18 protein-coding genes and 2 riboswitches are annotated in these 25725 nt (G+C 60.0%); of the genes, 8 read left to right on the top strand and 10 right to left on the bottom strand.

The features are described from left to right. Positions 1–1584 carry an ABC transporter ATP-binding protein gene (locus NWV16_RS15160; protein ID WP_260519706.1) on the top strand — a complete coding sequence of 528 codons (1584 nt, stop codon included), beginning with the start codon at positions 1–3 and terminating at the stop codon, positions 1582–1584. Between the two features lie 50 nt (positions 1585–1634). Here the strand turns inward: NWV16_RS15160 and NWV16_RS15155 are convergent, their stop codons facing one another. Continuing rightward, entirely contained in the window at positions 1635–1952 is a 318-nt protein-coding gene (locus NWV16_RS15155; RefSeq protein ID WP_010223709.1) for an SCP2 sterol-binding domain-containing protein, read from the bottom strand. Positions 1953–2000: 48 nt separating this feature from the next. Further along, positions 2001–2711, bottom strand: a complete 711-nt coding sequence (locus NWV16_RS15150; protein ID WP_260519705.1) for a histidine phosphatase family protein — start codon at positions 2709–2711, stop codon at positions 2001–2003. 205 nt (positions 2712–2916) lie between these two features. Here NWV16_RS15150 and sohB point away from each other — a divergent pair, with 205 nt between their 5' ends. Together sohB and NWV16_RS15140 are read left to right on the top strand one after the other, a co-directional pair. Further along, positions 2917–3939 carry a protease SohB gene (gene sohB / locus NWV16_RS15145; RefSeq protein ID WP_260519704.1) on the top strand — a complete coding sequence of 341 codons (1023 nt, stop codon included), beginning with the start codon at positions 2917–2919 and terminating at the stop codon, positions 3937–3939. Between the two features lie 192 nt (positions 3940–4131). Next, the gene (locus NWV16_RS15140) at positions 4132–9003 is read left to right on the top strand and encodes a dermonecrotic toxin domain-containing protein (protein ID WP_260519703.1); all 4872 of its coding nucleotides are present in this window, start codon (positions 4132–4134) and stop codon (positions 9001–9003) included. A 20-nt stretch (positions 9004–9023) separates the two neighbouring features. Here NWV16_RS15140 and NWV16_RS15135 read toward each other — a convergent pair whose 3' ends face one another. Both NWV16_RS15135 and NWV16_RS15130 read right to left on the bottom strand, forming a co-directional pair. Then, entirely contained in the window at positions 9024–9518 is a 495-nt protein-coding gene (locus NWV16_RS15135; RefSeq protein ID WP_065257813.1) for a DUF934 domain-containing protein, read from the bottom strand. Then, on the bottom strand, positions 9502–11160 hold the full coding sequence (locus NWV16_RS15130; RefSeq protein WP_260519702.1) for a nitrite/sulfite reductase: 1659 nt from the start codon (positions 11158–11160) through the stop codon (positions 9502–9504). Before NWV16_RS15130 ends, NWV16_RS15135 begins: the two co-directional genes overlap by 17 nt. Positions 11161–11685: 525 nt before the next feature. On the opposite strand from NWV16_RS15130, the gene NWV16_RS15125 reads away from it, so the two are divergent. After that, positions 11686–12759 carry an ABC transporter substrate-binding protein gene (locus tag NWV16_RS15125; RefSeq protein ID WP_260519701.1) on the top strand — a complete coding sequence of 358 codons (1074 nt, stop codon included), beginning with the start codon at positions 11686–11688 and terminating at the stop codon, positions 12757–12759. A 6-nt stretch (positions 12760–12765) separates the two neighbouring features. On the opposite strand, the gene NWV16_RS15120 is transcribed toward NWV16_RS15125, so the two are convergent. Both NWV16_RS15120 and metH read right to left on the bottom strand, forming a co-directional pair. Then, complete coding sequence (locus NWV16_RS15120; protein ID WP_065257810.1) at positions 12766–12984, bottom strand: DUF2970 domain-containing protein; 219 nt, start codon at positions 12982–12984, stop codon at positions 12766–12768. A gap of 109 nt (positions 12985–13093) precedes the next feature. Further along, a complete protein-coding gene (gene metH / locus NWV16_RS15115) occupies positions 13094–16804 on the bottom strand; it encodes a methionine synthase (RefSeq protein WP_260519700.1) in 3711 nt (1236 codons plus the stop codon). Between the two features lie 159 nt (positions 16805–16963). Between metH and NWV16_RS15110 the strand changes: the two genes are divergently transcribed. The 3 genes from NWV16_RS15110 to nfuA all read left to right on the top strand — a co-directional run bounded on the left by NWV16_RS15110 (position 16964) and on the right by nfuA (position 21018). Next, a complete protein-coding gene (locus NWV16_RS15110; protein WP_260519699.1) occupies positions 16964–19246 on the top strand; it encodes a fatty acid cis/trans isomerase in 2283 nt (760 codons plus the stop codon). 96 nt (positions 19247–19342) lie between these two features. Beyond that, on the top strand, positions 19343–20344 hold the full coding sequence (locus tag NWV16_RS15105) for an acyltransferase family protein (RefSeq protein ID WP_260519698.1): 1002 nt from the start codon (positions 19343–19345) through the stop codon (positions 20342–20344). Positions 20345–20433: 89 nt separating this feature from the next. Beyond that, entirely contained in the window at positions 20434–21018 is a 585-nt protein-coding gene (gene nfuA, locus NWV16_RS15100) for a Fe-S biogenesis protein NfuA (RefSeq protein ID WP_260519697.1), read from the top strand. Positions 21019–21183: 165 nt separating this feature from the next. On the opposite strand, the gene cobM is transcribed toward nfuA, so the two are convergent. The 4 genes from cobM to NWV16_RS15080 all read right to left on the bottom strand — a co-directional run bounded on the left by cobM (position 21184) and on the right by NWV16_RS15080 (position 23342). After that, positions 21184–21930, bottom strand: coding sequence for a precorrin-4 C(11)-methyltransferase (cobM, locus tag NWV16_RS15095; protein ID WP_260519696.1), 747 nt, complete (start codon positions 21928–21930; stop codon positions 21184–21186). 91 nt (positions 21931–22021) lie between these two features. Next, on the bottom strand, positions 22022–22435 hold the full coding sequence (locus NWV16_RS15090; protein ID WP_260519695.1) for a cobalamin biosynthesis protein: 414 nt from the start codon (positions 22433–22435) through the stop codon (positions 22022–22024). Beyond that, the gene (locus NWV16_RS15085; RefSeq protein WP_260519694.1) at positions 22432–23133 is read right to left on the bottom strand and encodes a CbtA family protein; all 702 of its coding nucleotides are present in this window, start codon (positions 23131–23133) and stop codon (positions 22432–22434) included. The genes NWV16_RS15090 and NWV16_RS15085 overlap by 4 nt, the downstream gene beginning before the upstream one ends. An 11-nt stretch (positions 23134–23144) precedes the next feature. Continuing rightward, the gene (locus NWV16_RS15080; RefSeq protein WP_260519693.1) at positions 23145–23342 is read right to left on the bottom strand and encodes a CbtB domain-containing protein; all 198 of its coding nucleotides are present in this window, start codon (positions 23340–23342) and stop codon (positions 23145–23147) included. 119 nt (positions 23343–23461) lie between these two features. Continuing rightward, positions 23462–23683, bottom strand: a riboswitch (cobalamin riboswitch). A 658-nt stretch (positions 23684–24341) separates the two neighbouring features. Beyond that, a riboswitch (cobalamin riboswitch) is annotated at positions 24342–24553 on the top strand. A gap of 98 nt (positions 24554–24651) precedes the next feature. Between NWV16_RS15080 and cobW the strand changes: the two genes are divergently transcribed. Further along, on the top strand, positions 24652–25722 hold the full coding sequence (gene cobW / locus NWV16_RS15075; protein ID WP_312846907.1) for a cobalamin biosynthesis protein CobW: 1071 nt from the start codon (positions 24652–24654) through the stop codon (positions 25720–25722). The last annotated feature ends 3 nt before the right edge of the window (positions 25723–25725 follow it).

The following is a 25725-nucleotide window of genomic DNA, read 5'->3' as shown; positions in this document are numbered from 1 at the left end:
ATGTGTGAACACTTGATCGAAATACGCGACCTGCGCGTGGCTTTCAAAGGCCAGGCAGTGGTTCACGGTATTGATCTGGACATTCGTCCGGGGGAATGCCTGGCGCTGGTAGGGGAGTCGGGCTCCGGCAAGTCGGTGACGGCCCACAGCATCCTGCAACTGCTTGACCCGGGCATTACGCAGATCCATGGCAGCATTCGCTATGTTGGCGAAGAGTTGCTTGGCGTGCATGAGCGTTACCTGCGGCAACTGCGAGGCAACCGGATCGCCATGATTTTTCAGGAGCCCATGAGCTCGCTGAACCCGTTGCACAGCATCGAGCGGCAACTGGGGGAAAGCCTGGCGCTGCACAAAGGCCTGGCGGGTGTGGCGGCGCGCAAACGGATTATCGAGCTGTTGGAACTGGTGGGTATTCAACGCCCGGGCGAGCGTCTGAAGGCTTATCCGCATCAACTCTCCGGCGGACAACGGCAGCGAGTGATGATAGCCATGGCGCTGGCGTGTGAGCCTCGGTTATTGATCGCCGACGAGCCGACCACGGCCCTCGACGTCACCGTGCAACGCAAGATCCTGCTGCTGCTCAAGGACCTGCAGCAACGACTGGGCATGGCGCTGCTGATCATCAGCCATGACTTGAATCTGGTGCGCACCATCGCCCAGCGGGTGGCGGTGATGCGTGCCGGCGAAATCGTCGAACAGGCGACTTGCGAGCAGTTATTCCGGGCGCCGGAGCATCCTTACAGTATCGAGTTGCTCAATGCCGAACCCGGCGGTACGGCGTCATGCCGGGACCGGGCGGAGGATCTGCTGCAGGTGCGCAATCTCAACGTGCGTTTTCGCCTCGGTGGCGGCTGGCTGCGGCGCAAGTCGTATCTGCACGCGGTCAACGGTATTGATTTGACTCTGCAGCGAGGCAAGACCCTGGGCATCGTCGGCGAATCCGGTTCGGGCAAGTCCACCCTCGGCCAGGCGATCCTGCGTCTGATCGACGCCGACGGCAGCATCCGCTTTGCAGGCGAAGCCTTGGATAGGCTGAGCGGCAAACAACTGCGGCCATTGCGCAAGCGCCTGCAAGTGGTGTTTCAGGACCCGTTCGGCAGCCTCAGTCCGCGCTTGTGTGTTGAGCAGATCATTGCCGAGGGGTTGCAGGTGCACAGTGACTTGAGCGCGAGGGAACGTGAACAGGCCGTGATCGATGTCTTGAGGGAAGTAGGCATCGACCCTGCCGCGCGTCACCGCTACCCCCACGAGTTTTCCGGCGGGCAACGTCAACGCATCGCCATCGCCCGGGCGCTGGTGCTCAAACCTGATCTGATCCTGCTGGACGAACCCACCTCGGCGCTGGATCGCACGGTGCAGAAACAGATCGTCGCGCTGCTGCGCCGGTTGCAGGAGGAGCACGGGCTGACATATTTGTTCATCAGTCATGACCTGGCGGTGGTGCGAGCGCTGGCACACGATCTGATCGTGATGAAGGATGGTGAGGTGGTGGAAAGAGGGGAAACGAACGCGTTGTTCGGCTCGGCACGGCATCCGTATACAAGGGAGCTGCTGGCGGCGTCCTTTGCCGGATCGGGCGCTTGAAACGAAAAATCCCGCCATCAAGGCGGGATTTTTTTTGGCTGGCCTGCGACTTACGCCGGGAACAGCTCGGACAGTTTCATCGACAGCATCATGTCGCCTTCGACGCGCAGCTTGCCGCCCATGAAGGCCTGCATGCCGTCGGTTTCGCCGCTGACGATGCCTTTCAGGGTTTCGCTGTCCAGCACCAGCGTGCAGTTGGCGTCGGCGTTTTCGCCTTCCTGGATGTCGCAAGTGCCGTCTTTGACGATCAGGGCGTAGTGCTTGTCTTCGTCAGTGATGTTGAAACCGAAAACCAGGTCCAGGCCGGCAGCGGCAGCTGGGTTGAACTTGGCTTGCATTGCTTTTACGGCATCGGCTACGGAGGTCATTGTTCGATCCTTTTTGGTTGGTTGCAGCAGGGTCACAGTAATCCGGACTCAGCGAAAAGTGATGAGTTCCGGGGCCTTCAGCAGTTGCAGGTGCACGTGACTGTTGAAGGAAGCCAGAGCCACCTCGCGACCACGGAACTTCAGCTGGTTGAGCGAGGTGTTGACGATTTGCCAGTTCAGTTCAAAGGCCTGCCGGGCAGGCATCTGCGTAATCAGGTGGAGCAGGGCGGTGATGGTGCCGCCCGAGGTAAAGACTGCGATTTTCCGGGTGTTGTCGGCCTGATCGAGAATACGGTTCAGACCGGTCTGGACCCGTTCGACGAACTCCAGCCAGCTTTCCAGGCCGGGCGTGTCGTAGGTACCGGCCAGCCAGCGCTCGATGATCAGGGCAAAGATGCGCTGGAACTCGCCGCGGTTCTGCGCGGCGTTGCGCAGGATGTCCAGTGCTTCGGGCTCTTCGGGCAGCATGGCCGGCAGCAGGGCGCGGATCACGGCGTCGGCGTCGAATTCGTTGAAGGCCGGATCGATTTCCAGCGCAGGAACCGGCAGGCCGGCTGCGGCGAACTGTTCCAGCGTGCTGTTCGCCGTGTGCTGCTGACGACGCAGGTCGCCCGACAGGCAGCGGTCGAAGCTGATTCCGAGGTCGGCGAGATGGCGCCCGAGGATCTCTGCCTGGCGTACACCGGTCGGCGACAGGACGTCATAGTCGTCTGCACCGAAGGAGGCCTGGCCATGTCGAATCAAGTAGATGCTGCCCACGTCCGCGTCATCCCGGTACGTTGAAGGTTGTGGCGAGGTTATGGGGATGACGGTGAGCTGTCAATGAAAAAACATACGCTTGTTTGAAATGCCCGTTACAGGGCTGTTTCCAGAGGTTTCACGGCTGGCCGACGACGCACGGCATGGGTATGCTGGAAGCATTCCGCGCCTGGCAAGCAACGGCGCATCGTTTGAAGGAGTCACTGTGGAGTTTTTGACTGAATACGCCAGTTTCCTGGCCAAGACCGTGACACTGGTCATCGCCATTCTGGTGGTGCTGGCCAGTTTCGCTGCATTGCGCAGCAAAGGCCGGCGCAAAGCCGCAGGTCAGTTGCAGGTCAGCAAGCTCAATGATTTCTATAAAGGCATGCGTGAACGCCTGGAGCAAAGCCTGCTCGACAAGGATCAGCTCAAGGCCCTGCGCAAGGGCGAGGCCAAATCCGAGAAGAAACAAAAGAAGAATCCCGAAAGCAAACCCCGGGTGTTCGTGCTGGATTTCGATGGCGACATCAAGGCCTCCGCTACCGAAAGCCTGCGTCATGAAATCACTGCCTTGCTGACCCTGGCCACACCAAAGGACGAAGTTGTCCTGCGTCTTGAAAGCGGTGGCGGCATGGTGCACAGCTACGGTCTGGCATCGTCGCAACTGGCGCGTATCCGTGAGGCCGGCGTGCCGTTGACCGTGTGCATCGACAAGGTGGCGGCCAGCGGCGGCTACATGATGGCGTGCATCGGCGAGAAGATCATCAGCGCGCCATTCGCCATTCTTGGTTCCATCGGCGTGGTTGCGCAGTTGCCGAACGTCAACCGCCTGCTGAGGAAGCATGACATCGACTTCGAAGTGCTGACCGCCGGCGAATACAAGCGCACCCTGACCGTGTTTGGCGAAAACACCGAGAAGGGCCGGGAGAAATTCCAGGAAGACCTGGACATTACCCATCAGCTGTTCAAGAACTTCGTCGCCCGTTATCGTCCGCAGCTGGCGATCGACGAAGTCGCCACCGGTGAAGTCTGGCTCGGCCTTGCGGCGCTGGAAAAACAACTGGTGGACGAACTCAAGACCAGTGACGAATATCTGGCGGACCGGGCGAAAAAAACCGATGTCTATCACCTGCATTATGCCGAGCGCAAGAGCCTGCAGGAGCGCATCGGCATGGCGGCCAGCGGTTCGGTGGACCGTCTGTTGCTGAGCTGGTGGAGCCGTTTGACCCAGCAACGTTTCTGGTAACGGGTTTTACGCTCGTGCGGCCATGCCGTGCGGGCGTATATCAACTTCAATACGCAAACCTGTCTTATTTATCTATTTCATTGTCTCGTATTGTTGTTTGATTGAGTTTGAAAGCATCAGTTATTTGTGCTGTTTTCGAGTGTGAGTGCACCTTAGTCTGAATGTTCCTTTTCAGATCAGGGAGTGTCGAACATGGATGTCGACAACCGTCTTGAAGCAATGCCTGTAATGACGCCGGAAGAACAGGGCATTTTCTTTGATTTACTCAAACAACAGATGCCATCCTGGCTGCTCAATGCATCGGTCAATGATCGAAATGTTCTCTATAACAATCTGAAATCCAGCTTTAAGTCCCGACAGACTCTTCTCAAACAGTTGCAGTCACTGAAGTCTCCGGAACATTTTTGTGCGCCATTGCTGGCCAAAGCCATGTCAGACAGGCTGGGCGAAACATTCGATGTCGCAGGTGCGGTTTTTCAGCATGTGCGTTCTACGTCGAGCCTTTTGGGCTTACGCAAGAAACTGATCCTGCCTATCGGCCGGGATTTGCTGACCGCAGCCTGCGAGAACTTCGAACTGTCCGAAACGTTGCCCGGCAATTACCACGAGTTTTCGCTGCTCTACATTCCGGAACAGGTAACGGGGAAAACGAGTCGCGTGCTGCCAATCAGACCTCACGAGTTCGCCATCTTGTGTCGGGATCTCGACCTTGGAAAACAGTACCGGAAACATATAGAGACATTGTTTGGCGATGGCGCACGACCTGCAACTCTGCTTGATGCCTCCGTTGCCTGTTTTCGTGATCGGTTTGAAGTCGATCGACATATTGCCTATTTACGCGGGCATATCAGTGTCAGTGTTTATCAAAGACTCAAATCTGTTGCAGTTTCGCAGCCTGGCGAGAATGCACTTGAATATCAGAATATTGAAATACTTGGCGTCACGCTGAGAGGACCTATGTTTATCGGTTCGGTCATGGTGTCTGCGGGCGACGTTGATCGTTGCGTCGTTTACATACCGGAGGACCCTGATCACCCGTTGAAAGAGTACGCATCCTTTCTCGACTTCGAGATCAGCTTGAGCAAGCGCTTGAAAGACGCCGGTTTCCGAAGTTTTTTCATGCGCTTTGTCACGCTGCGGGATCGCCCGTCATTCCTCAAGGGCATCGATGTGCGACTGCTGAATGTCGGGCCGCTCCATCTTCCTTTCGATACCCCGTATTTGCCGCTTACGGTCGCGTACCCGGAAGGTAAAGCGAAAATGGAGCTCTTTCTGGCCCTCTTCGAACATCGAGCCGAACAGGTCCGGGCCGATGCCAGAGTGTTGGTCGTGTCCACGGACGATGAAGATGAAAAAACACGTCAGCAAAGGCTCGAAACCTACGAGTCCATCGGCGTCAATACATTGCTGTTCCTGGCCTCCTTTGTACCGGTTCTTGGAGAGGTCATGTGTGCCGTGGCCGGCCTGCAGTTGCTCAATGAGGTTTACGAAGGCATCGGCAGCTGGGCACATGCTGATCAGGAAAGCGCGACGGACTACCTGTTCGACACCCTTGAAAACCTTATAACCATGGCGGCTTTTTCGGCAGGCAGCGCAGCCGCAGGCAGAGCCTATCGAAGTGTCCGGACATCTCGTTTCGTGCAGGGACTGAGACAGGTACCGATTGGCTGGATGTCCCGAAGACTCTGGAATCCCGATGTGTCGGCTTTGCGCATGCCCGAGAGCTTGCTTGATAGACTTCCGGCCGATGATCGAGGCCTGATCCTGCACGAACATCACCGGCTACTGAAATTGGGCAACCACGTCTATACGGTGCGCCCCGTGCCAGGCAGCGGGTTGTGGGAAATCGGCAATCTGCAGGCATCGGCGCGTTATCGACCCCCGCTTGAGACCAACGGCGTCGGCGCCTGGCGTCATCACAGTGAAACTCCGCAGGACTGGAGCTTGCTCACGCTGTTTCGTCGTACGGGTTATCGCGAAGAGGCGATACCGGATGCCCGAGCCCTGCAGATTCTCGCTGCCAGCAACGTCGACGAATCTGCGATGCGGCAGGCGATCATCAGCCGCAGCAGACCCATGGCGATACTGACGGACACGGTGCGCCGCTTTCAGGCTGACACCGAGGCCGGGCATTTCATGGCATCGGTCGCATCACCTTTGTCTGCGCAACAGGCAGACGCCGATCTGCAGTTGTTTTTGCTGACGTCAGCGGGGCACTGGCCGCAGGACCTGGCGATTGTTGTCACCGATGCCCGGGACATCGAGGTCGCACGGTATGGGGATCTCAACGCCTCTCGATCCGTCACGGTAAAACAGGAGGCGCTTCGAAAAGCAGCGTTTTATTCGCAGTTGTTGGCAGCACTTGGCGAGCGCGAACGCTTGCATCTGCTGGGGGAGGTGACCGAAGACCCGGACCTTCAAGGCACATTACTGGCCGAGCACCTGGGCGAACTCGCCCCCTTTCAGCGGATCGCATTGACGGACCGTCTGTACCGTCGAACGGACACTGTCGAACAGTCGAGGGCCGAACAGGTCCGGGCCGCTTTCGCGAACCTGCCGGCAAGTGTCGCCGATGAGCTGGTGCTGCATGCCTACGGCAGTGAGTGGCAGCAACTGGTGGCTGGCAAGGTGCCGTTGCGCCTGGCCGAAGAAGCGCGACGCTATCAAGGGATTCTGCGTCTGAATCGTGCCTTTGAAGGTTTGTACCTCGACGCTGCCTGCGGCCGGGACGTGAACAGGCTGATTCTCGATACCTTGAGTCATCTTCCGGGCTGGCCGGGCGATGTGTATATCGAGATTCGTGACTGGGCAGCAAGTAACGAGGAAACAGCCAGCATCGGCCCGTCAGACGCCCGTTACAAGGTCATTATCGAAGCCTTCGCCGACCGGTATACGGGGCTGGATACTGAAGAGAACCTGGTTTCCAGCTCACTGATGCGCACCCGCACGGATTTCTTTCGGGTGCTTTGGGAAAGCCTGCCGGTTCACAGTCGCCAGGCGCTCGGGCCCGAAACGGGAGGTCAGGGATTGCGCAAGAAGATCACGTCAAAGGCGCTGCAGCGACGCGAGGAAATCCGCGGGCTTCTGGGCATCGCAGAGTCGGACAGGCGTTACCGTTCACCGATGGGGCTTGCGGATCGGCGAATCGAACGCTCTGTCCCTCTGACCGGCGACACGGAGACTGTCGGGCGCAGGTCAGCTGTTCTGGTACAGCGCGCACGGGAGCTGTATCCGTCATTTTCGTCCGCTCAAATCGATCGGTTTCTGTTGTCCCTCGACAGCAATGACGTGTTGGCCATCCGAGCGCTGGATCACATGCGGGAGCAATACCAGGCAATGGTTCAAGCGCTGGAGCGCTGGACCCATCGCACGACTTATTATCAGGTTGGAGACGGTCCCAGGCGTCAGGTGCCCGTGCACAACAAGGCGCGGGCAACGCAAGCGATATTGCGCGCCTGGCGCAGGGAGTCTGCCGTTGCTTCAAACGCCGGATACTTCCAGCATCCTTTGACGCTTGATGGCATTGCTCTGGGGGACTTGCCGGTCTTGATCGGTGACTTCAGCCATGTCGATGCGTTGCACATGAATGCCGTTGGCGCCGGTTCCGGGCTGAACAGTTTCCTGCACAACTTCCCGGGATTGCGCATGTTGAGTCTGACCGGTAATGAACTGACGCGCATTCCCCGGGCCATTGAAGCAATGTCCGGACTGACGGTGCTGGATTTGAGTGACAACCGGATTCAGTTGATCGAGCAGGCGATGAGCACCCTGGCATCCCTGGAGCATTTGCAGTCACTGGAGCTGAGTTTCAACCCGACGCTGGGGCGCCCGCCACGGGTCGGCGCACTGCGCAGATTGCGTCACCTGGGTTTGCGTGAAACCGGCATCAGCGAGTGGCCGGCTGAGACGCAGGGGCTGACGGCTCTGGAAACCCTCGACCTGCGTGACAACCGGATCGTCGAAATACCTCGGTCTGTTTTCGATGCACCTGAAGCGTTGAACAGAGGCACCCAGGTCGATGGCAATCCGTTATCGGAGGCGAGTCTTGAAGCGATTGCGACCTATCAGCAGTCTCAAGGTATTAACCTGGGTGTGATCACGTCTGATTACGCCACTGCGCAGCACTCCGTCGCCGATGGTACAGCCTCGGGCTGGGTGATCGGTTTGCCCGCTGTGAGGATATCGCGGGTCAAGGAGGTGTGGTCGGCGTTGTCCGCCGATCCACAATCCAGGAGCTTTTTCGACGTTCTGGAGGCGTTGCGTGGTACTGCCGATTATTCACATTCGCTGGGTGAGTTGTCTCAACGAGTCTGGAATATGCTGGAGGCGGCCTGTGAAAGTGACAGGCTGCGCCGCACGCTTTTTCGCATGGCCTGGGCGGGCAGGGTGAGCATGGTCAATGCCGCTGAGGTGTTCAGTGATCTGGAAATCAGGGTCCTGTGCGACCGGGTCGTGGCGGATCAATCGTCGGTCGGGTCGGTGGAAGGGCGATTGGTCCGGCTGTTGCGGGGACGGTTTCGATTGCGGGAAGTGGAAAGGCTTGCATCGATTGACGCCGCCCAACGGGCGCGATCGGGTCCGTTCACTCGCGAGCAGGTGCTGGAACTCAGCCTGCTTTACCGCGTACGACTGGCGCAACGTCTTGAACTGCCTGCTCAGCCGGATGCGTTGAACACACGGCTCGATGTCGAGGTTACTGATGCACAGATCGAGCATGTGTACCGGGAAGTGCAGAGTCTTGAGCAGACGACTCAATTGTCAGTGTCGATGAGCAATCAGGAGTTCTGGTCCGAGTACCTGAGGGCATCCCATGAGGGGGAGTTTTCGGCCGCTCTGGAACGCTGCGCAGCGTCACTGGCGCAACTGGAAAGGCGCAACGAATTGTCCCCGCAAGCGGCTTCACGGCAGGTGACGGTGATTCTGGAGAATCTGAGAAATGAAAATACTGCCGTGCTGAGAAGGCTGACCAACGAGGTGTTGGCTCGGCACCCTGACACGAGGCAGTCTACGGGGACGCAAGAACAACAGCAGGAGAACATGCAAGGAAATGCCCCGAACCCGTGATGAGGGTCCGGGGCATTTTCTCAACGACGACGAAACAGCGGCAGCGGTTCGTCAGTGGCGGCCTGATAGGTCACCGAGAAGTCCTTGAGGCTTTCAAGGGCGTCGTACGGGTCTTTGTCCGCGCGCAGGGCGAAGGCGTCGAAACCGCAGCGGCGCATGTAGAACAACTGGTCACGCAGCACGTCGCCAATCGCCCGCAACTCACCCTTGAAGCCGTAACGGTCACGCAGCAGGCGGGCGTTGGAATAGTTGCGGCCGTCGGTGAAGGCCGGGAAGTTCAGCGCAATGACCTGGAACTGATCCACGTCGGCAGCGATTTCCTCGGCTTCTTCATCGGCATCCAGCCATACGCCCAGACCGCCATCGCGGGCCTTGAGCATGCGGCTGTGATCGCGCCACAGTTGCAGCGGGACGATCAGATCGTCGCAGTTGCTGATCTCGTCGATGTTGAAATCCTTGGGCAGCAGGTGCCAGGTTTCGTCGACGACCTCGTTGTTCTTAATGATTCGCTGCATAGACGCGTTCCTTGAAGAGGTCGATGCCAATACGCTGGTAGGTGTCGATGAAGCGTTCGTCTTCGGTACGCTGTTCCACGTACACGTCGATCAGTTTCGAAATCACGTCCGGCATGTCTTCCTGGGCGAAGGACGGGCCGAGGATCTTGCCCAGGCTCGCATCGCGGCTGGCGCTGCCGCCGAGGGAGACCTGGTAGAACTCTTCACCTTTCTTGTCCACACCCAGAATGCCGATATGTCCGACGTGGTGGTGACCGCAGGCATTCATGCAACCGGAAATGTTCAGGTCCAGTTCGCCGATGTCGAACAGGTAATCCAGATCGTCGAAACGGCGTTGGATCGATTCGGCGATCGGGATCGATTTGGCGTTGGCCAGGGAGCAGAAATCGCCACCCGGGCAGCAGATGATGTCGGTCAGCAGGCCGATGTTCGGGGTAGCGAAACCGCTTTCCCGCAACTCGCCCCACAGGGTGAACAGCTGGCTCTGTTCGACGTCGGCCAGAATGATGTTCTGCTCGTGGGAAGTGCGCAGTTGACCAAAGCTGTAACGGTCGGCCAGATCGGCGACGGCGTCGAGTTGCTTGTCGGTGATGTCGCCCGGTGCAACACCGGTCGGCTTCAGGGACAGGGTCACGGCCACATAGCCTTGCTTCTTGTGGGCCAGGGTGTTGCGGGCGCGCCAGCGGGCAAAGCCCGGGTGTTCCTTGTCGAGGGCGGCCAGTTCGGCGTCCTGATTGCTCAGTGCCTTGTAGTCCGGATCGACGAAGTGTTTGGCCACGCGATGCACTTCGGCTTCGGTCAGGGTGGTCTGGCCGCCGCGCAAGTGTTCCATCTCGGCATCGACTTTCTGGGCGAAGACTTCCGGAGTCAGCGCCTTGACGAGGATCTTGATCCGCGCCTTGTATTTGTTGTCACGACGGCCATAGCGGTTGTAGACCCGCAGAATGGCGTCGAGGTAGCTCAACAGGTCCTGCCACGGCAGGAACTCATTGATGAATGCGCCGACCACCGGGGTACGGCCCAGACCACCACCGACCAGCACGCGGAAGCCGAGTTCGCCGGCGGCGTTGTGTACCGGCTCAAGGCCGATGTCGTGGACTTCGATGGCTGCGCGGTCAGAGGTCGAACCGTTGACGGCGATTTTGAACTTGCGCGGCAGGTAGGCGAATTCCGGGTGGAACGTGGTCCACTGACGAACGATTTCACACCATGGACGCGGGTCGATCAGCTCGTCCGCCGCGACGCCGGCGAACTGGTCGGTGGTGACGTTGCGCAGGCAGTTGCCGCTGGTCTGGATCGCGTGCATCTGCACGGTGGCCAGTTCCGCGAGAATGTCCGGGATGTCTTCCACTGCCGGCCAGTTGAATTGCACGTTCTGGCGAGTACTGATGTGGGCATAGCCCTTGTCGTAGTCGCGGGCAATTTTGGCCATCATGCGCACCTGACGCGAGGTCAGTTGGCCGTAGGGCACCGCCACCCGCAACATCGGCGCGAAACGCTGGATGTACAGGCCATTTTGCAGGCGCAGGGGGCGGAATTCTTCTTCGCTCAGCTCACCTGCCAGATAGCGTCGGGTCTGATCACGGAACTGCTTGACGCGGTCCTCGATGATCCGCTGATCGTACTCGTCGTATACGTACATATAAGTCCTGTTCTCAGGCTTTGGGCTACTCGGAAAACGCTGCGTTTTCGCTTGCTGGAGTCCGATGGTGCCTCGGCAATTACGCGCGCACGGCCGCGCACTCCCTGATGGAGCCGGAGCAATATACCCGTTTGCAGTTATGCGCAAAAGTGATGTTTGAGTATATGTAAAGAACCAAATCGCCTAACAGGAATGCGTGTCAACTAACCCACATTTGTCGTGCGGACAATCATCGTCTTAACTGTGGTCGAGTCTTTCTGCAATCACCGATAAAACCGACAAGAGGCGATGCAATGAGCAATCCAACCAAGGCAAGGAAAAGCGATAGCAGTGTCGATGCGTGGGCCATTCTGTTCCTGATCATTCTGGTCGTTGGAACGGCGGTGTTCTGGGTCAGTCATCAGTAAAACGACCTCTCCGGGCCCGCTTCCGACGGTTGTCGGACAAAAAGCGGGATCAGGCGCTAATGGCCGGCGATTGAATGGCTATAATGCGTGGCCATTTTTCCCCGGGCCCGGATGCTTCATGTTCAAGTTTCTTCACATCAGCCTGCTGTTGCTGGGCCTGGCCTTTGGTGCCGGTGTGCGGGCCGAGTCCGTGCTGTTTCTGAACCCCGGTTCGACCAACGAAGCATTCTGGGTCAGCTATTCACAGTTCATGCAGGCGGCCGCCCGGGACCTGGGCGTCGATCTGCGTATCCTCTATTCCCAGCGCCGGCCCGAAATGACACTGGCCCAGGCACGGTTGGCCCTGCAGGGGCCTGATCGTCCCGACTATCTGATGTTCGCCAACGAGCAATACATCGCGCCGCAGATCCTGCGAATGGCCGACAAGAGCGGCGTGAAACTGTTCATCGTCAATGCTGCGCTGACCCCTAACCAGCAAGCGCTGGTCGGGGATCGGGCCGACCGGATCGGCAGTCTCGTGCCCAATGACGAGGAGGGCGGCTACCTGTTGATGAAGGAATTGATCCGTCTGCACCCACCAGTGATGCCTGGCGAGAGCATCGAATTGCTGGCGTTCTCCGGCCTGAAGATCACCCCATCGTCGCAGTTGCGCGAGAAGGGCATGCAACGGGCGCTGGCGGAGCACCCTGAAGTGCGTTTGCGGCAACTGGTCTACGGCGGCTGGACACAGCAGCGCGCCTACGAACAAGCCAGGCAGTTGCTGGTTCGTTATCCGAAAGTGTCATTGGTATGGGCCGCCAACGACGAAATGGCCTTCGGTGCAATGCGGGCGGTTTCGGAAAACGGAAAAGTGCCCGGCAAGGACGTGCTGTTCAGCGCAGTCAACACATCACCTGCGGCGTTGCAGGCTCTGGTCGACGGTCGCCTGAGCGCCTTGCTCGGCGGTCATTTCACGCTCGGCGGCTGGGCGCTGGTCGAAGTGCACGATCATGCTCAGGGCGTCGACCTGAATCAGTACGGTGGCCGCGACCGACAGATCCCGTTGTTGCAATTGATCGACAAGGAGCAGGCACGTCGAATGCTGGCCATGGGCACGACGCCGGATTACGGTGTGCGCTTCAGCAAGATGTCGGCGAAGGGCCGTCCGGTTTCGTATCGCTACCCGTTCAACTCGCAGACCCTCATGCACTGACGCCGCTCAGGCGCCTGCCAGATGCACCACCAGTTGCACAATGCCGAACAGCGTCAGGGCGAACACTGCCGTGAATGCGATGCCCAGGAAGATGAAGTGGCTGGGCTTTCCATGGGTGAAGTCCCTCGCCCGGTTCTTGCCGCTCTGCACGCCGAACGCTGCCGCCATGACGCTGTGCAGCATCTGCCAGAAGGTCGGTGGCTTGTTGTCGACTGGATCGTCCATAAATCCCTCGTCTGCCGTGTGTGTCAGACAAGCATAGTCAACCCTTTTCAGACCGCAGAAATAACTGTGGGAGCCAACAGGCTCCCACAGGGTGTCGCGTGACGCTGGATCAGTTGTCGTAACCCAGGTTCGGCGCCAGCCAGCGTTCGGTCAGGCTCAGCTCCTGGCCCTTGCGCGAGGTGTAGCTCTGCACCTGATCCTTGTCGATCTTGCCCACGGCGAAGTATTGCGCCTGCGGATGAGCGAAATACCAACCGCTGACCGCTGCCGCCGGGAACATCGCATAGTGCTCGGTCAGGAACACGCCGCTGCGGCCGGCGCGCATTTCCCGGGCCTCGGGGTCGAGCAGGGCGAACAGGGTGGCCTTCTCGGTGTGATCCGGACACGCCGGGTAGCCCGGAGCAGGGCGGATGCCGGAATACTGTTCCTTGATCAGCGCCTCGTTGTCGAGGGCTTCATCCTTGGCATAACCCCAGTGCTCTTTACGCACTTGCTCATGCAGCCACTCGGCGCACGCCTCGGCCAGACGGTCAGCCAGGGCCTTGACCATGATCGAGTTGTAGTCGTCGCCCGCATCCTGATAGGCCTTGGCCACTTCTTCGGCGCCGATGCCGGCGGTGGTGATGAAACCGCCGACATAGTCGGTTACTTCGCTGTCCTTCGGCGCGACGAAGTCGGCCAGGGAGAAGTTCGGTTTGCCATCGGTCTTGATGGTCTGCTGACGCAGGTGATGCAGGCGGGCCATTGGCTTGCCGTCGTCGCCGTACAATTCGATGTCGTCGTCATGCACCTGATTCGCCGGCCAGAAGCCGAACACCGCGCGGGCGCTGATCAGCTTCTCGTCGATCAGCTTGGTCAGCATTTCGCGGGCGTCCCTGTACAGCGCGGTGGCGGCTTCACCGACCACTTCGTCTTCGAGGATGCGCGGGAATTTGCCGGCCAGGTCCCAGGAGATGAAAAACGGCGTCCAGTCGATGTATTCGGCGAGGACGTTGAGGTCAATGTTGTCCAGCACGCGGGTGCCGGTGAACGTCGGTTTGACCGGCGTGTAGGAAGCCCAGTCGAACTGCGGTTTTTTCGCGATCGATGCGGCGTAGCTCAGGCGTTCGGTACGGGCGCTGCGATTGGACGTGCGCTCACGCACGTCGATGTACTCTTCGCGGGTCTTCTCGACAAAACCGGCCTTGAGTTCCTTGGACAGCAATTGCGTCGCCACGCCCACGGCACGGGAGGCGTCGGTCACGTAGACCACCGCGTCGTTGCTGTACTTCGGTTCGATCTTCACCGCCGTGTGCGCCTTGGAGGTGGTCGCGCCACCGATCATCAGCGGCAGATGGAAGTCCTGACGCTGCATCTCGCGGGCCACGTGAACCATTTCGTCCAGCGAAGGCGTGATCAGGCCGGACAGGCCGATGATGTCGCATTTCTCTTCGCGGGCCACCTGCAGGATCTTCTCTGCCGGCACCATCACGCCGAGGTCGACGATGTCATAGCCGTTGCAGCCCAGTACCACACCCACGATGTTCTTGCCGATGTCGTGCACGTCGCCTTTCACGGTGGCCATGAGGATCTTGCCCTTGGCTTCCGGCTTGTCGCCTTTTTCCAGCTCGATGAACGGAATCAGGTGGGCCACGGCCTGTTTCATCACGCGGGCGGACTTGACCACCTGCGGCAGGAACATTTTGCCGGCGCCGAACAGGTCGCCGACGATGTTCATGCCCGCCATCAACGGGCCCTCGATCACTTCGATCGGACGGGCGAAGGACTGCCGGGACTCTTCCGTGTCTTCGACGATGTGGGTGGTGATGCCTTTGACCAGCGCATGCTCCAGACGCTTGTTGACGTCCCAGCTGCGCCACTCTTCGGTCTCGGCTTCCTTGACGCTGCCGTCGCCCTTGAACTTGTCGGCGATGGCGAGGAGGGCGTCGGTGCCTTCCGGGGTGCGGTTGAGGATCACATCCTCAACAGCGTCGCGCAGTTCCTGCGGGATCTGGTCGTAGATCTCCAGCTGACCGGCGTTGACGATGCCCATGGTCAGGCCGGCGCGGATCGCGTACAGCAGGAACACCGAGTGGATCGCCTCGCGCACCGGGTTGTTGCCGCGGAACGAAAACGACACGTTGGACACACCGCCGGAGCTCAGGGCATACGGCAGCTCGTCACGGATGTAGGCACAAGCGTTGATGAAGTCCACAGCGTAATTGTTGTGTTCTTCAATGCCGGTGGCCACCGCGAAGATGTTCGGGTCGAAGATGATGTCTTCCGGCGGGAAGCCGACTTCGTTGACCAGAATGTCGTAGGAGCGTTTGCAGATTTCTTTCTTGCGCGCTTCGGTGTCGGCCTGGCCGATTTCGTCGAACGCCATCACCACCACTGCCGCGCCGTAGCGTTTGCACAGCCTGGCGTGGTGGATGAACTGCTCGACGCCTTCTTTCATGCTGATCGAGTTGACGATGCCTTTGCCCTGAATGCACTTGAGGCCGGCTTCGATCACGTCCCATTTCGAGGAGTCGATCATGATCGGTACGCGGGAGATGTCCGGCTCACCGGCAATCAGATTGAGGAAGGTCACCATGGCCTTCTTCGAATCGAGCATCCCTTCGTCCATGTTGATGTCGATCACCTGGGCGCCGGCTTCGACCTGTTGCAGGGCGACTTCCAGGGCTTCGGTGTAGTTGTCTTCACGGATCAGACGGGCGAATTTGGCGGAACCGGTGATGTTGGTCCGCTCGCCGACGTTGACGAACAGCGAGTTGCGATCGATGGTGAACGGCTCCAGACCCGAGAGGCGGCAGGCCTTCGGAATGTCCGGAATCTGCCGTGGCGCGTAACCGGCCACAGCCTTGGCGATGGCTTCGATGTGGCCCGGGGTGGTGCCGCAGCAACCGCCGACGATGTTGAGGAAACCGCTCTGGGCGAACTCTTCGATGACTTTGGCGGTGTCCACCGGCAGCTCGTCGTACTCGCCGAATTCGTTCGGCAGGCCGGCGTTCGGGTGTGCCGAGACGTGGGTGCTGGCCTTGTCCGACAGCTCCTCCAGGTATGGGCGCAGTTCACGGGCGCCGAGGGCGCAGTTCAGGCCGATGGAAATCGGTTTGGCGTGGGCCACGGAGTTCCAGAACGCCTCGGTGGTCTGGCCAGACAGGGTGCGGCCGGAGGCGTCGGTGATGGTGCCGGAAATCATGATCGGCAGTTCGATGTGCAGCTCTTCGAACACGCCTTGCACGGCGAAGATCGCGGCCTTGGCGTTGAGGGTGTCGAAGATGGTTTCGATCAGGATCAGATCGGCGCCACCCTCGATCAGGCCTTTGGTGGCTTCGGTGTAGTTCTCTACCAGTTCATCGAAGGTAACGTTGCGGTAGCCGGGGTTGTTGACGTCCGGCGACAGCGAGCAGGTGCGACTGGTAGGGCCGAGCACGCCGGCGACGAAACGTGGCTTGTCCGGCGTCTCGAGGGTTTTCGCATCGGCCACCTTGCGCGCCAGACGGGCGCCTTCTACGTTGAGTTCGTAGACCAGTTCTTCCATGCCGTAGTCGGCCATGGAAATCCGGGTGGCGTTGAACGTGTTGGTTTCCAGAATGTCGGCGCCGGCATCCAGGTAGGCCTTTTCGATGCCGCCGATGACGTCGGGACGGGTCAGCACCAGCAGGTCGTTGTTGCCCTTGACGTCGCTTGGCCAGTCGGCGAAACGCTTGCCGCGATAATCCTGCTCTTCGAGCTTGTAGCTCTGGATCATCGTGCCCATACCGCCATCGAGTATCAGGATGCGCTCTTTGAGAGCTTGCTTGAGAGCTTGAAGGCGGACGCTGCGATCGGACATTGGGGCTACTCGAAAAAAGACCATGACTAAGGGCCCGGATCATAACAAACCTGTGCGGATTTAGAGCATGCGCGGCTTTTGCATGAATATCGCTCATGTTGGCACGGGCGTCATAACGGTAGAATCGCGGCGATTTTCTTCAGGATCAGGATCAGGGACATGTCGTATCGCGTCGTCAGCATTTTCTTGCTGTTCTTAAGCTGGGGCGCCGCTGCGCAGCAACCCTCGATTTCCTACACCCGTGATATTCAACCGATCTTCACCGAGAAGTGCGTGGCCTGCCATGCGTGCTACGACTCGGCCTGCCAGTTGAACCTGGGCAGTGGCGAGGGCGCGGCCCGTGGTGCGAGCAAAATGCCTGTCTACGACGGTGAGCGCACCCGGGCAGCGCCAACCACGCGGCTGTTCTACGACGCTTTTGGCAAGCGCGCCTGGCAACAGAAAGACTTCTATTCGGTGCTCGACGCCCAGGGCAGCCAGGCCGCGCTAATGGCGCGCATGCTGGAGCTGGGGCACAAAACGCCGCTGACACCCAACGCCAAACTGCCTGAAGACATCGTGTTGGGCCTCAACCGCGAGAACATGTGCGCGATGCCCGCCGAATTTGACGGCTATGCAGGCGCACACCCGAAAGAGGGCATGCCGCTGGCGGTGACCGGCCTGACCGATCAGCAATATCAGACGTTGCAGCGCTGGCTGGCGTCCGGCGCGCCGATCGATGAGCAAGGCCTGGCGCCGAGCGCCAGGGAAGCGCTGCAGATCGTGCAGTGGGAGAACCTGCTCAACCAGCCGGGGGCCCGGGAAAGTCTGGTCGGGCGCTGGCTGTTCGAGCACTGGTTCCTGGCGCATGTTTATTTCAAGGACGGTGAACCGGGACATTTCTTCCAGTGGGTGCGTTCGCGCACGCCGACCGGCCAGCCGATCGACCTGATCGCCACCCGCCGCCCCAACGACGACCCGGGCACCCAGGTGTATTACCGCTTGTGGCCGGTGCAGGGCGTGATCGTGCACAAGACTCACATCACCTACCCGCTGAGTGCGGCGAAGATGGCGCGGGTCAAGAGCCTGTTCTACAACGGCAACTGGCAAGTGCATGCGTTGCCGGGTTACGGGCCGCAGAGCCGGGCCAATCCGTTCGCGACCTTCGAGGCGATTCCGGCGCAGGCGCGTTATCAGTTCATGCTCGATAACGCCGAGTATTTTGTGCGCACTTTCATTCGTGGCCCGGTGTGCCGCGGGCAGATTGCGACTGATGTGATCCGTGACAATTTCTGGGCCTTGTTTCAGGCGCCGGAACACGACCTGTACATCACCGATCCGAACTATCGCGGCCAGGCCACGCCGTTGCTGGCCATGCCGGGGCAGAACGACGATGTCGGAAGCGTTCTGAGCCTGTGGCACGACTATCGCAACAAGCGCAATAAATACGAGGCCCTGCGCCGCGACAGCTACGCCGAACTGCCGCCGCCGAGCTGGTCGACCCTGTGGGCCGGCAATGACAATGCGCTGTTGAGCATTTTCCGCCATTTCGACAGCGCCTCGGTGACCAAAGGCCTGATCGGCGAGGTGCCGCAGACGATGTGGCTGTTCGACTATCCGCTGCTGGAACGCACCTATTACCAGTTGGCGGTGAATTTCGATGTGTTCGGCAACGTTTCCCATCAGGCGCAGACACGCTTGTATTTCGACCTGATCCGTAATGGTGCCGAGCAGAACTTTCTGCGCCTGATGCCCGCCGATTCCCGTGAGGCTTATCTCGACGATTGGTATCAGAGCAGCGGCCAGTTCAAGATGTGGCTGGACTATGAGTCCATCGACGATGACAAGCCGACGGCGCTGAAACTGGACGCAAAAGACCCGAAACACGACTTCGCCATGCAGTTGCTTGCCCGTTACGGCGACCTCAATGCGCGGCCCGATCCGATCAACCGATGCAAGGATGCTTACTGTTCGCGGCCGAACATCGACCCGGCGCTGCAAAACGCCGAGCAGGCCCTGAGCCGCCTGACGGCGCGTCCCGCGGCCGGTCTGAAAGTGATCGATCAATTGCCGGAAGCCACCATGCTGCGCATCGAAACCCGCAGCGGCAAGCGCGAGGTCTACAGCCTGCTGCGCAATCGCGCCCACAGCAACGTGGCGTTCCTGCTGGGCGAGTCACTGCGTTATCAGCCGGGGCTCGACACCGTGACCATTTATCCGGGCGTGCTCAGCAGCTACCCGAATTTCATGTTCAACATCCCGGCGGATCAGGTGCCGGCGTTTGTCGATGCCATGGAAAACGCGAAGGATGCGCCACAGTTCGAGAAAATCGTCGAGCGCTGGGGCATACGCCGCAGCCATCCGCAGTTCTGGTTCTACTTTCATGACCTGAGCCAGTACATCCACGAAACCGACCCGGTGGAAGAGGGGGTGCTGGATATGAACCGGTACGAGAATCTTTGATCTTTCGGGATCAGCCTGCTGTCCGAACCCTTAGGGGCGCCGTAATCCATTGTGGGAGCGGCGGTGCTCTCCAAATCCTGGGCGGGAGCGCCATCGATGTTGATTTCAGTGCAGGCCCTGCGAGCGCTCGCTGCGTGGGCGGTGGTCTGCCATCACTTCATGCAGATTTTCTTCGGCTTCGAGGCGAGCGGGCCGTTGGGCCAACTGTTCATCGACAAGGGTGCCGTAGGCGTCGACATCTTTTTCGTGATCAGCGGGCTGGTGATTTTTCTGTCCACCGAGGGCAAGGCGCTGCCGCCTGCGCGGTTTCTGCTGTATCGACTGTTTCGCATTGTTCCGGCGTATTGGCTCTACACGGTGCTGATGGCGTTGCTGGTGGTGTTCGCCCGACCGCTGTTGCCGGATCAGAAACTGGACTGGGGGCATTTGCTGCTGTCGTTGCTGTTTATTCCGACCGAAAACCCCGGCGGTTACGGGATCTATCCGACCCTCAATGTCGGCTGGACGCTGAATTACGAAATGCTGTTCTACGTGTTGTTCGCCTGGGCACTGTTGTTTCGGTTGCAAGTCCGGTTGTGGGTGGTTGCGGCGCTGCTGTTCGCGGTGTGCCAGGCCTGGACCGGGTTCGGCTGGATCAGCGAGTTCTATCGCTCGGACATCGTTTACGAGTTCCTGCTGGGGATCGGCATCGGCATGCTCTATCGCCGTGGCTGGATCGGGCCGGCGCTCTGGCTGCCGCTGTTCGGGATCGGTGCGGCATTGCTGACGATCTACCAACTGCCGCCGCAACCCCGATTGCTGAGTTGGGGCGTGCCCAGTGCGGTGCTGGTGATGGCAAGCATGGCTTTGGAACGTCATGTGCAACGTTACAGGCTGCTCAAGCTGTTGGGCGACTGTTCGTACTCGGTGTATCTGATGCACGTGCTGATACTGTCGACCGGCGGTTATCTGGCCCGACGCTATGGGATCAACCCGTATCTGATGTTTTTTGTCTGTGCGCTGACCATCCTCATCGGTTCCCGGTTGAGCTACGAATGGGTAGAAAAGCGCAGTTATCAGTGGCTTAAAGCACGTATCGACGGCAAACCTGCGGATTAGGCGATTGCGAACTATTCCTACGTAAATACTGGGACTTTGTGTCGCACGCCGATTGGCGTAAACTCCGCCCAAGCCTGCGAGGAGTTTCCATGACCGCTATTACCATCACCGACGCCGCCCATGACTACCTGGCCGATCTGCTTTCCAAGCAGAACACCCCGGGCATCGGCATTCGTATTTTCATCACCCAGCCTGGCACCCAATACGCCGAAACCTGCATTGCCTACTGCAAGCCGGGCGAAGAGAAACCTGAAGACACCGCGCTGGGGCTGAAAAGCTTCACCGCTTGGATCGACTCGGTCAGCGAAGCGTTCCTGGACGACGCCGTCGTTGATTACGCCACCGACCGCATGGGTGGCCAGCTGACCATCAAGGCACCAAACGCCAAGGTGCCGATGGTCAATGCCGGCAGCCCGATCAATGAGCGCATCAACTACTACCTGCAAACCGAAATCAACCCGGGGCTGGCGAGCCACGGCGGCCAGGTCAGTCTGATCGATGTGGTTGACGACGGCATTGCCGTGCTGCAGTTCGGCGGCGGTTGCCAGGGCTGTGGCCAGGCGGACGTGACCCTGAAGGAAGGCATCGAGCGCACCTTGCTCGAGCGCATTCCGGAGCTCAAGGGCGTTCGCGACGTGACCGACCACACGCAGAAAGAAAACGCCTACTACTAAGGCGTACGCTGCACAGTCGAACGGCATGTGGCGAGGGAGCTTGCTCCCGCTTGACTGCTTGGCAGTCACAAACCAGGCAACGCATTGACCCGTGATGAGTGGGTTGCCTGGTTTCGGGATCGCGATGCGATCCAGCGGGAGCAAGCTCCCTCGCCACAATTGCTTTCAGGGCCTGTAAAGATGCGCGTGCCCCGCGCGATACAGCGACGACTCACTGAAATGATCGCTGCCCAACACCCGCCCGACCAGAATCAGCGCCGTACGTCGAAAGCCCTTGGCGGCCACCTTCGCGGCAATATCTTCCAGCGTCCCGACCACCCAATCCTGATCCGGCCACGTCGCCCGGTGGATCACTGCAATCGGGCAGTCTGCGCCATAGTGCGGCAGCAGCTCGGCGAGGATCTTCTCCAGATGATTGACCCCCAGATGAATCGCCATCGTCGCCCCGTGCTGCGCCAGGTTGCCCAGTTCTTCTCCTGCAGGCATCGCAGTCTTGTCTGCGTAACGGGTCAGGATCACGCTTTGCGAGATGTCCGGCAGCGTAAGCTCGGCGCCCAATAGCGCAGCGCATGCGGCGGTGGCTGTCACTCCGGGGACGATTTCAAACGGGATTTCCAGCTCTCGCAAATAGCGGATCTGCTCGCCGATGGCGCCATACAGGCTCGGATCGCCCGAATGCACACGCGCCACATCATGGCCGTTGGCGTGGGCTGTCTTGATCAGGTCGATGATCTGTTCCAGATGCAGTTCGGCGCTGTTGACCACGGTTTCAGCCGAATGACCTTCGAGTACCGCCGCCGGCACCAGCGATCCTGCATAGATGATCACCGGGCAACTGCGGATCAGCCGCTGGCCTTTGACAGTGATCAATTCCGGGTCGCCGGGGCCGGCGCCGATGAAGTAAACGGTCATCGCTCAATCCTGTGAAAGTAGGGCGGGTCGAGGCTTCATAAGCACTTCAGATGAAGAATGCTCATGATCGAAAGCGGGGATTATCGGAAATTTACGCCGCGCCGGCCAATGCCAGGGTTGCCTTAGCGTACTTTTGCCGGGAAATCAGCAGTTTTGCCGGGGCTTGAATCAACTGTTCTGCGAGCGCCAGTGCAGCGCTTTCCGCCACGCCGTAACAACCGGTGCGTTCGAAGGCAATCTGTGAATGGTGACTCAGTCGCTGCTGATAGCCGGCCAGTTCTTCGCTGCTGAAATACAGCAACGGCAGCGCCAGTTGCGCCGCCAGTTCCTGCAGGCCGGGTTCGTCGCGTTTCAGGTCGATGCTCGCCAAAGCCTTGACCGCTTCGATTTCGATGTGATGGGCCTGCAAGGCCTGGTCGAGCAAGGCGCGCAGCGTACTCGCGGGGCAACCGCGCTGGCAGCCCAGGCCGACCACCAGGGTCGGCGCTGCGCTGTCATCGGTCATGCGTGGTACTGACCATCGCTTTTACCGCGGAACAACCAGGCGCTGATCAGGCCCAGGGCCAGCCAGAACGCCACGTTGGTCAGCTGCGAAGCGATTTTGAACCGGGCTTCGAGTGCTTCCGGAGCGAGCATCGAGTGCACTTCCGGTTGCGGCGCACCGATCACATGTGGCACGGCGAGGATCGCCACGCCGAGGATCTTCATCAGCCAGTGGCGGCTGAACACGATCAGCGCGAGGCCCACAGCGGTCGAAGCGGCAGTGCCAATCCACCACATCTGGCGCGAGGCCAGATCCGCGGCGGCAGTTCCCGGCAGCTCGGGTGGCAGTCCCATTGTCGGTGCGAGCACGAACGTCGCGTAACCGGCCAGACCCCAGAGCAGGCCTTGCGAAGTCTTGGTAGGCGCACGCAGGGTGTACAGACCGGCCAGCATCAGGGCGAAGCCTACGGCGACGACCAGATTGCCGCCGGTGGTGGAGACCACGCGCTGCCAGCCGTTTTCCGGCTCCCAGGCTTCGGCATCGTGGGTGTGTGCGGCGGTGCCGGCGGCGTGTTCATGGACCTCGGCCACCGGTTCGGCTTTCTCGAAGGTTTCCGCCTGCAGAATCAGCGGCGAAACCCAGAAGCTTTGCAGCAAGGTCAACAGCAGGGCGGCCAGAAGACCGCTGAAGCCTGCGGTCTGCGCAATACGCTTGATCATGTCGTCAGGCCTCAGTGGCACGGGAACGCGGCGCTGTGGCGGGTATCGTGTGCGGCGTTGTGCACCGCTTCGATGTGCGAGAAACCGGCGAAGTAGACCAGACTGGCACCCAGGATCGACGCTAAGATCGCAGCGGTCAGGCGTTGGCTCAGGGTGGTGGTGCTGGCGATTTTGTCCGTGTTGCCGGCGGTGCTGCTGGTGATCGACATGGCGCTTCCCTCTGGAGTGTCAGCGGGTGAATGGAGCGCATGAAAACCCCTGCGAGCGGGCACGCAGCGGTTCGAACAGCGCCCGCCCACCGCGGGTTGTTATGTTCAGTGACGCAGGATGCGCACTGTGTGTTGCGGGCCGGTCTCCGGGCTCGCGAGGGGTGGCTGTCTGCCGACCTGCAAGCGTCACCTTCCCATGCCCGTGGGCACAGTGGATCTGACACTTCACTCGCTTACCGTTGCGGGGGCAGCACCGGACTGACATGGCTTTTGAGTAAAGCACATGATTCACCGGTTTCCCGTTTCACCCTTTGCAGGGCACCCGTAACAAGTTGTGTAGGAGACCATGAGGGGGGATTTGAGTCAATTGGGATTGGGATTGGGGGCATATCCGTTGCTTCGGGTGCTGCCGCTGGCGGTTTCGCCCTTACGGCGAGTCACCTTTTCCAAACGCCGGAGTGCCGGCCCAGCGAAAAGGTAACCCAAAAGGCTTTACCCTGACGTTCGGCCCTCGCTGCACCTCCTCTCGATGTGTTTGGCTTCGCCAAACGGTCGCTGCGCTCCCACCCCCGGAGCAATCCCTCCACTCAGCCTGCCGACGGGCCTTGAGATCAAAAGCTTTTCTCGAGCTAACGCTCATCGTGGTGAGTGGCTCTCGATCTGGCTCTGGCTTTTGATTTTTTGCCTCTTCGGCAGGCCGAGCGGAGGTGTTCATCAGGGGGCAGGCGCGCAGCGCCGTGCGGCGAAGCCGCATACATCGAGAGGAGGTGCAGCGAAGCAAACCGTAGGCGATGCCCCCTGATGGGCACCGTAGCGAGGGAACACTGAGCCTAGGCGAAGTGCCGTACGCCGGGGCAAAGCCTTTTGGTTCCTTTTTGCTGGGCCGGCATTCCGGCGTTTGAAAAAGGGACTCGCTGTAAGAGCTAAACCGCCAGCGGCAACACCCGCAGCAACGGATATGCCCCCCAATCCAAACATTGACCGGTCAACACACGATGCGTAGCCTTGCGCTTTCGAGGTTCTTCGGCCTACGCCGAAGCTAAGAAGGGAACGCGGTCCAAGCCGCGGCTGCCCCCGCAACTGTGAACGGTGCCGTTCGCTGCCACGCCACTGCCAGCCCAATCCAGGAGCCAGCGGGAAGGCGCAGCGAATACCGGGCCAACGCCCGAACACCGTCAGCCAGGAGACCTGCCTCGTCACAGATTCTCACTTTCAACCGGGCGGGGTGATCCGGTGGCGAACTCTCCAGGCACGCTTGCGCGCTGCCGGCCTCGTCCCGTATGCCCGCCACCTTGCCAAAGGGCATCCGATGAAAACACTGGCCAAACTCCCCGTCACCATCGTCACCGGTTTCCTCGGCTCGGGTAAGACCACCTTGCTGCGGCACATGCTCGACAACGCTCAGGGCCGCCGCATTGCGGTGATCGTCAATGAATTCGGCGAACTGGGCATCGACGGTGAAATCCTCAAGCAGTGCACCATCGGCTGCACCGAAGAAGAAGCCACCGGTCGCGTTTACGAACTGGCCAACGGCTGCCTGTGCTGCACCGTACAGGAAGAGTTCTTCCCGGTGATGCGCGAGCTGGTGGCCCGTCGCGGCGACCTCGACCACATCCTGATCGAAACCTCGGGGCTGGCCCTGCCAAAACCGCTGGTTCAGGCCTTCCAGTGGCCGGAAATTCGCAGCGCCTGCACCGTTGATGCGGTGATCACCGTGGTCGACAGCCCGGCTGTGGCCGCCGGCACCTTCGCCGCATTCCCGGATCAGGTCGACGCCCAGCGTAAACTCGATCCGAACCTGGACCACGAATCGCCACTGCACGAACTGTTCGCCGACCAACTGGCCAGCGCCGACCTGGTGATTCTCAACAAGGCCGACCAGACCAGCCCCGAAGATCTCGCCCGCGTGCGCCTGGAAGTCGCCGAAGAGCTGCCGCCGGCGGTGAAGATCATCGAAGCCAGCAACGGTCGCCTGCCGCTGGATGTACTGATCGGTCTGGGTGCCGGCGCGGAAGATCACATCGACGGCCGCCACAGCCATCATGATCACCACCACGACGGTGATGACGATCACGACGACCACGATCACGACGCTTTCGACTCGATCTCCATCGAACTGCCGCAAGCCGACGAAAGCCTGCTGCTCGATGCGCTGACGCAACTGGTGGTCCAGCACAGCATCCTGCGGGTCAAAGGCTTCGCGGCGATCCCGAACAAGCCGATGCGCCTGTTGATTCAGGGCGTGGGCACGCGTTTCGACAAGCACTTCGACCGTCAATGGGGAGCCGATGAGGCACGTGTGACGCGGCTGGTGTTGATTGGCCAGGAACTGGACGCGGCCAGTCTCGAAGCGCAACTGCGCGCCGCGCTCAGCGTTTAAGCC

It is taken from the genome of Pseudomonas sp. BW7P1, assembly GCF_024981055.1.
GTDB classification, from domain to species: Bacteria; Pseudomonadota; Gammaproteobacteria; order Pseudomonadales; family Pseudomonadaceae; genus Aquipseudomonas; species Aquipseudomonas bananamidigenes.
This window is presented reverse-complemented; position numbering and strand designations above follow the sequence as displayed.

Coding starts and splice junctions, on each gene's coding strand:
- NWV16_RS15160 (WP_260519706.1), top strand. CDS start 1: ATGTGTGAACACTTGATCGAAATACGCGACCTGCGCGTGGCTTTCAAA.
- NWV16_RS15155 (WP_010223709.1), bottom strand. CDS start 1,952: ATGACCTCCGTAGCCGATGCCGTAAAAGCAATGCAAGCCAAGTTCAAC.
- NWV16_RS15140 (WP_260519703.1), top strand. CDS start 4,132: ATGGATGTCGACAACCGTCTTGAAGCAATGCCTGTAATGACGCCGGAA.
- NWV16_RS15135 (WP_065257813.1), bottom strand. CDS start 9,518: ATGCAGCGAATCATTAAGAACAACGAGGTCGTCGACGAAACCTGGCAC.
- NWV16_RS15130 (WP_260519702.1), bottom strand. CDS start 11,160: ATGTACGTATACGACGAGTACGATCAGCGGATCATCGAGGACCGCGTC.
- NWV16_RS15125 (WP_260519701.1), top strand. CDS start 11,686: ATGTTCAAGTTTCTTCACATCAGCCTGCTGTTGCTGGGCCTGGCCTTT.
- NWV16_RS15120 (WP_065257810.1), bottom strand. CDS start 12,984: ATGGACGATCCAGTCGACAACAAGCCACCGACCTTCTGGCAGATGCTG.
- metH (WP_260519700.1), bottom strand. CDS start 16,804: ATGTCCGATCGCAGCGTCCGCCTTCAAGCTCTCAAGCAAGCTCTCAAA.
- NWV16_RS15110 (WP_260519699.1), top strand. CDS start 16,964: ATGTCGTATCGCGTCGTCAGCATTTTCTTGCTGTTCTTAAGCTGGGGC.
- NWV16_RS15105 (WP_260519698.1), top strand. CDS start 19,343: ATGTTGATTTCAGTGCAGGCCCTGCGAGCGCTCGCTGCGTGGGCGGTG.
- nfuA (WP_260519697.1), top strand. CDS start 20,434: ATGACCGCTATTACCATCACCGACGCCGCCCATGACTACCTGGCCGAT.
- cobM (WP_260519696.1), bottom strand. CDS start 21,930: ATGACCGTTTACTTCATCGGCGCCGGCCCCGGCGACCCGGAATTGATC.
- NWV16_RS15090 (WP_260519695.1), bottom strand. CDS start 22,435: ATGACCGATGACAGCGCAGCGCCGACCCTGGTGGTCGGCCTGGGCTGC.
- NWV16_RS15085 (WP_260519694.1), bottom strand. CDS start 23,133: ATGATCAAGCGTATTGCGCAGACCGCAGGCTTCAGCGGTCTTCTGGCC.
- NWV16_RS15080 (WP_260519693.1), bottom strand. CDS start 23,342: ATGTCGATCACCAGCAGCACCGCCGGCAACACGGACAAAATCGCCAGC.
- cobW (WP_312846907.1), top strand. CDS start 24,652: ATGAAAACACTGGCCAAACTCCCCGTCACCATCGTCACCGGTTTCCTC.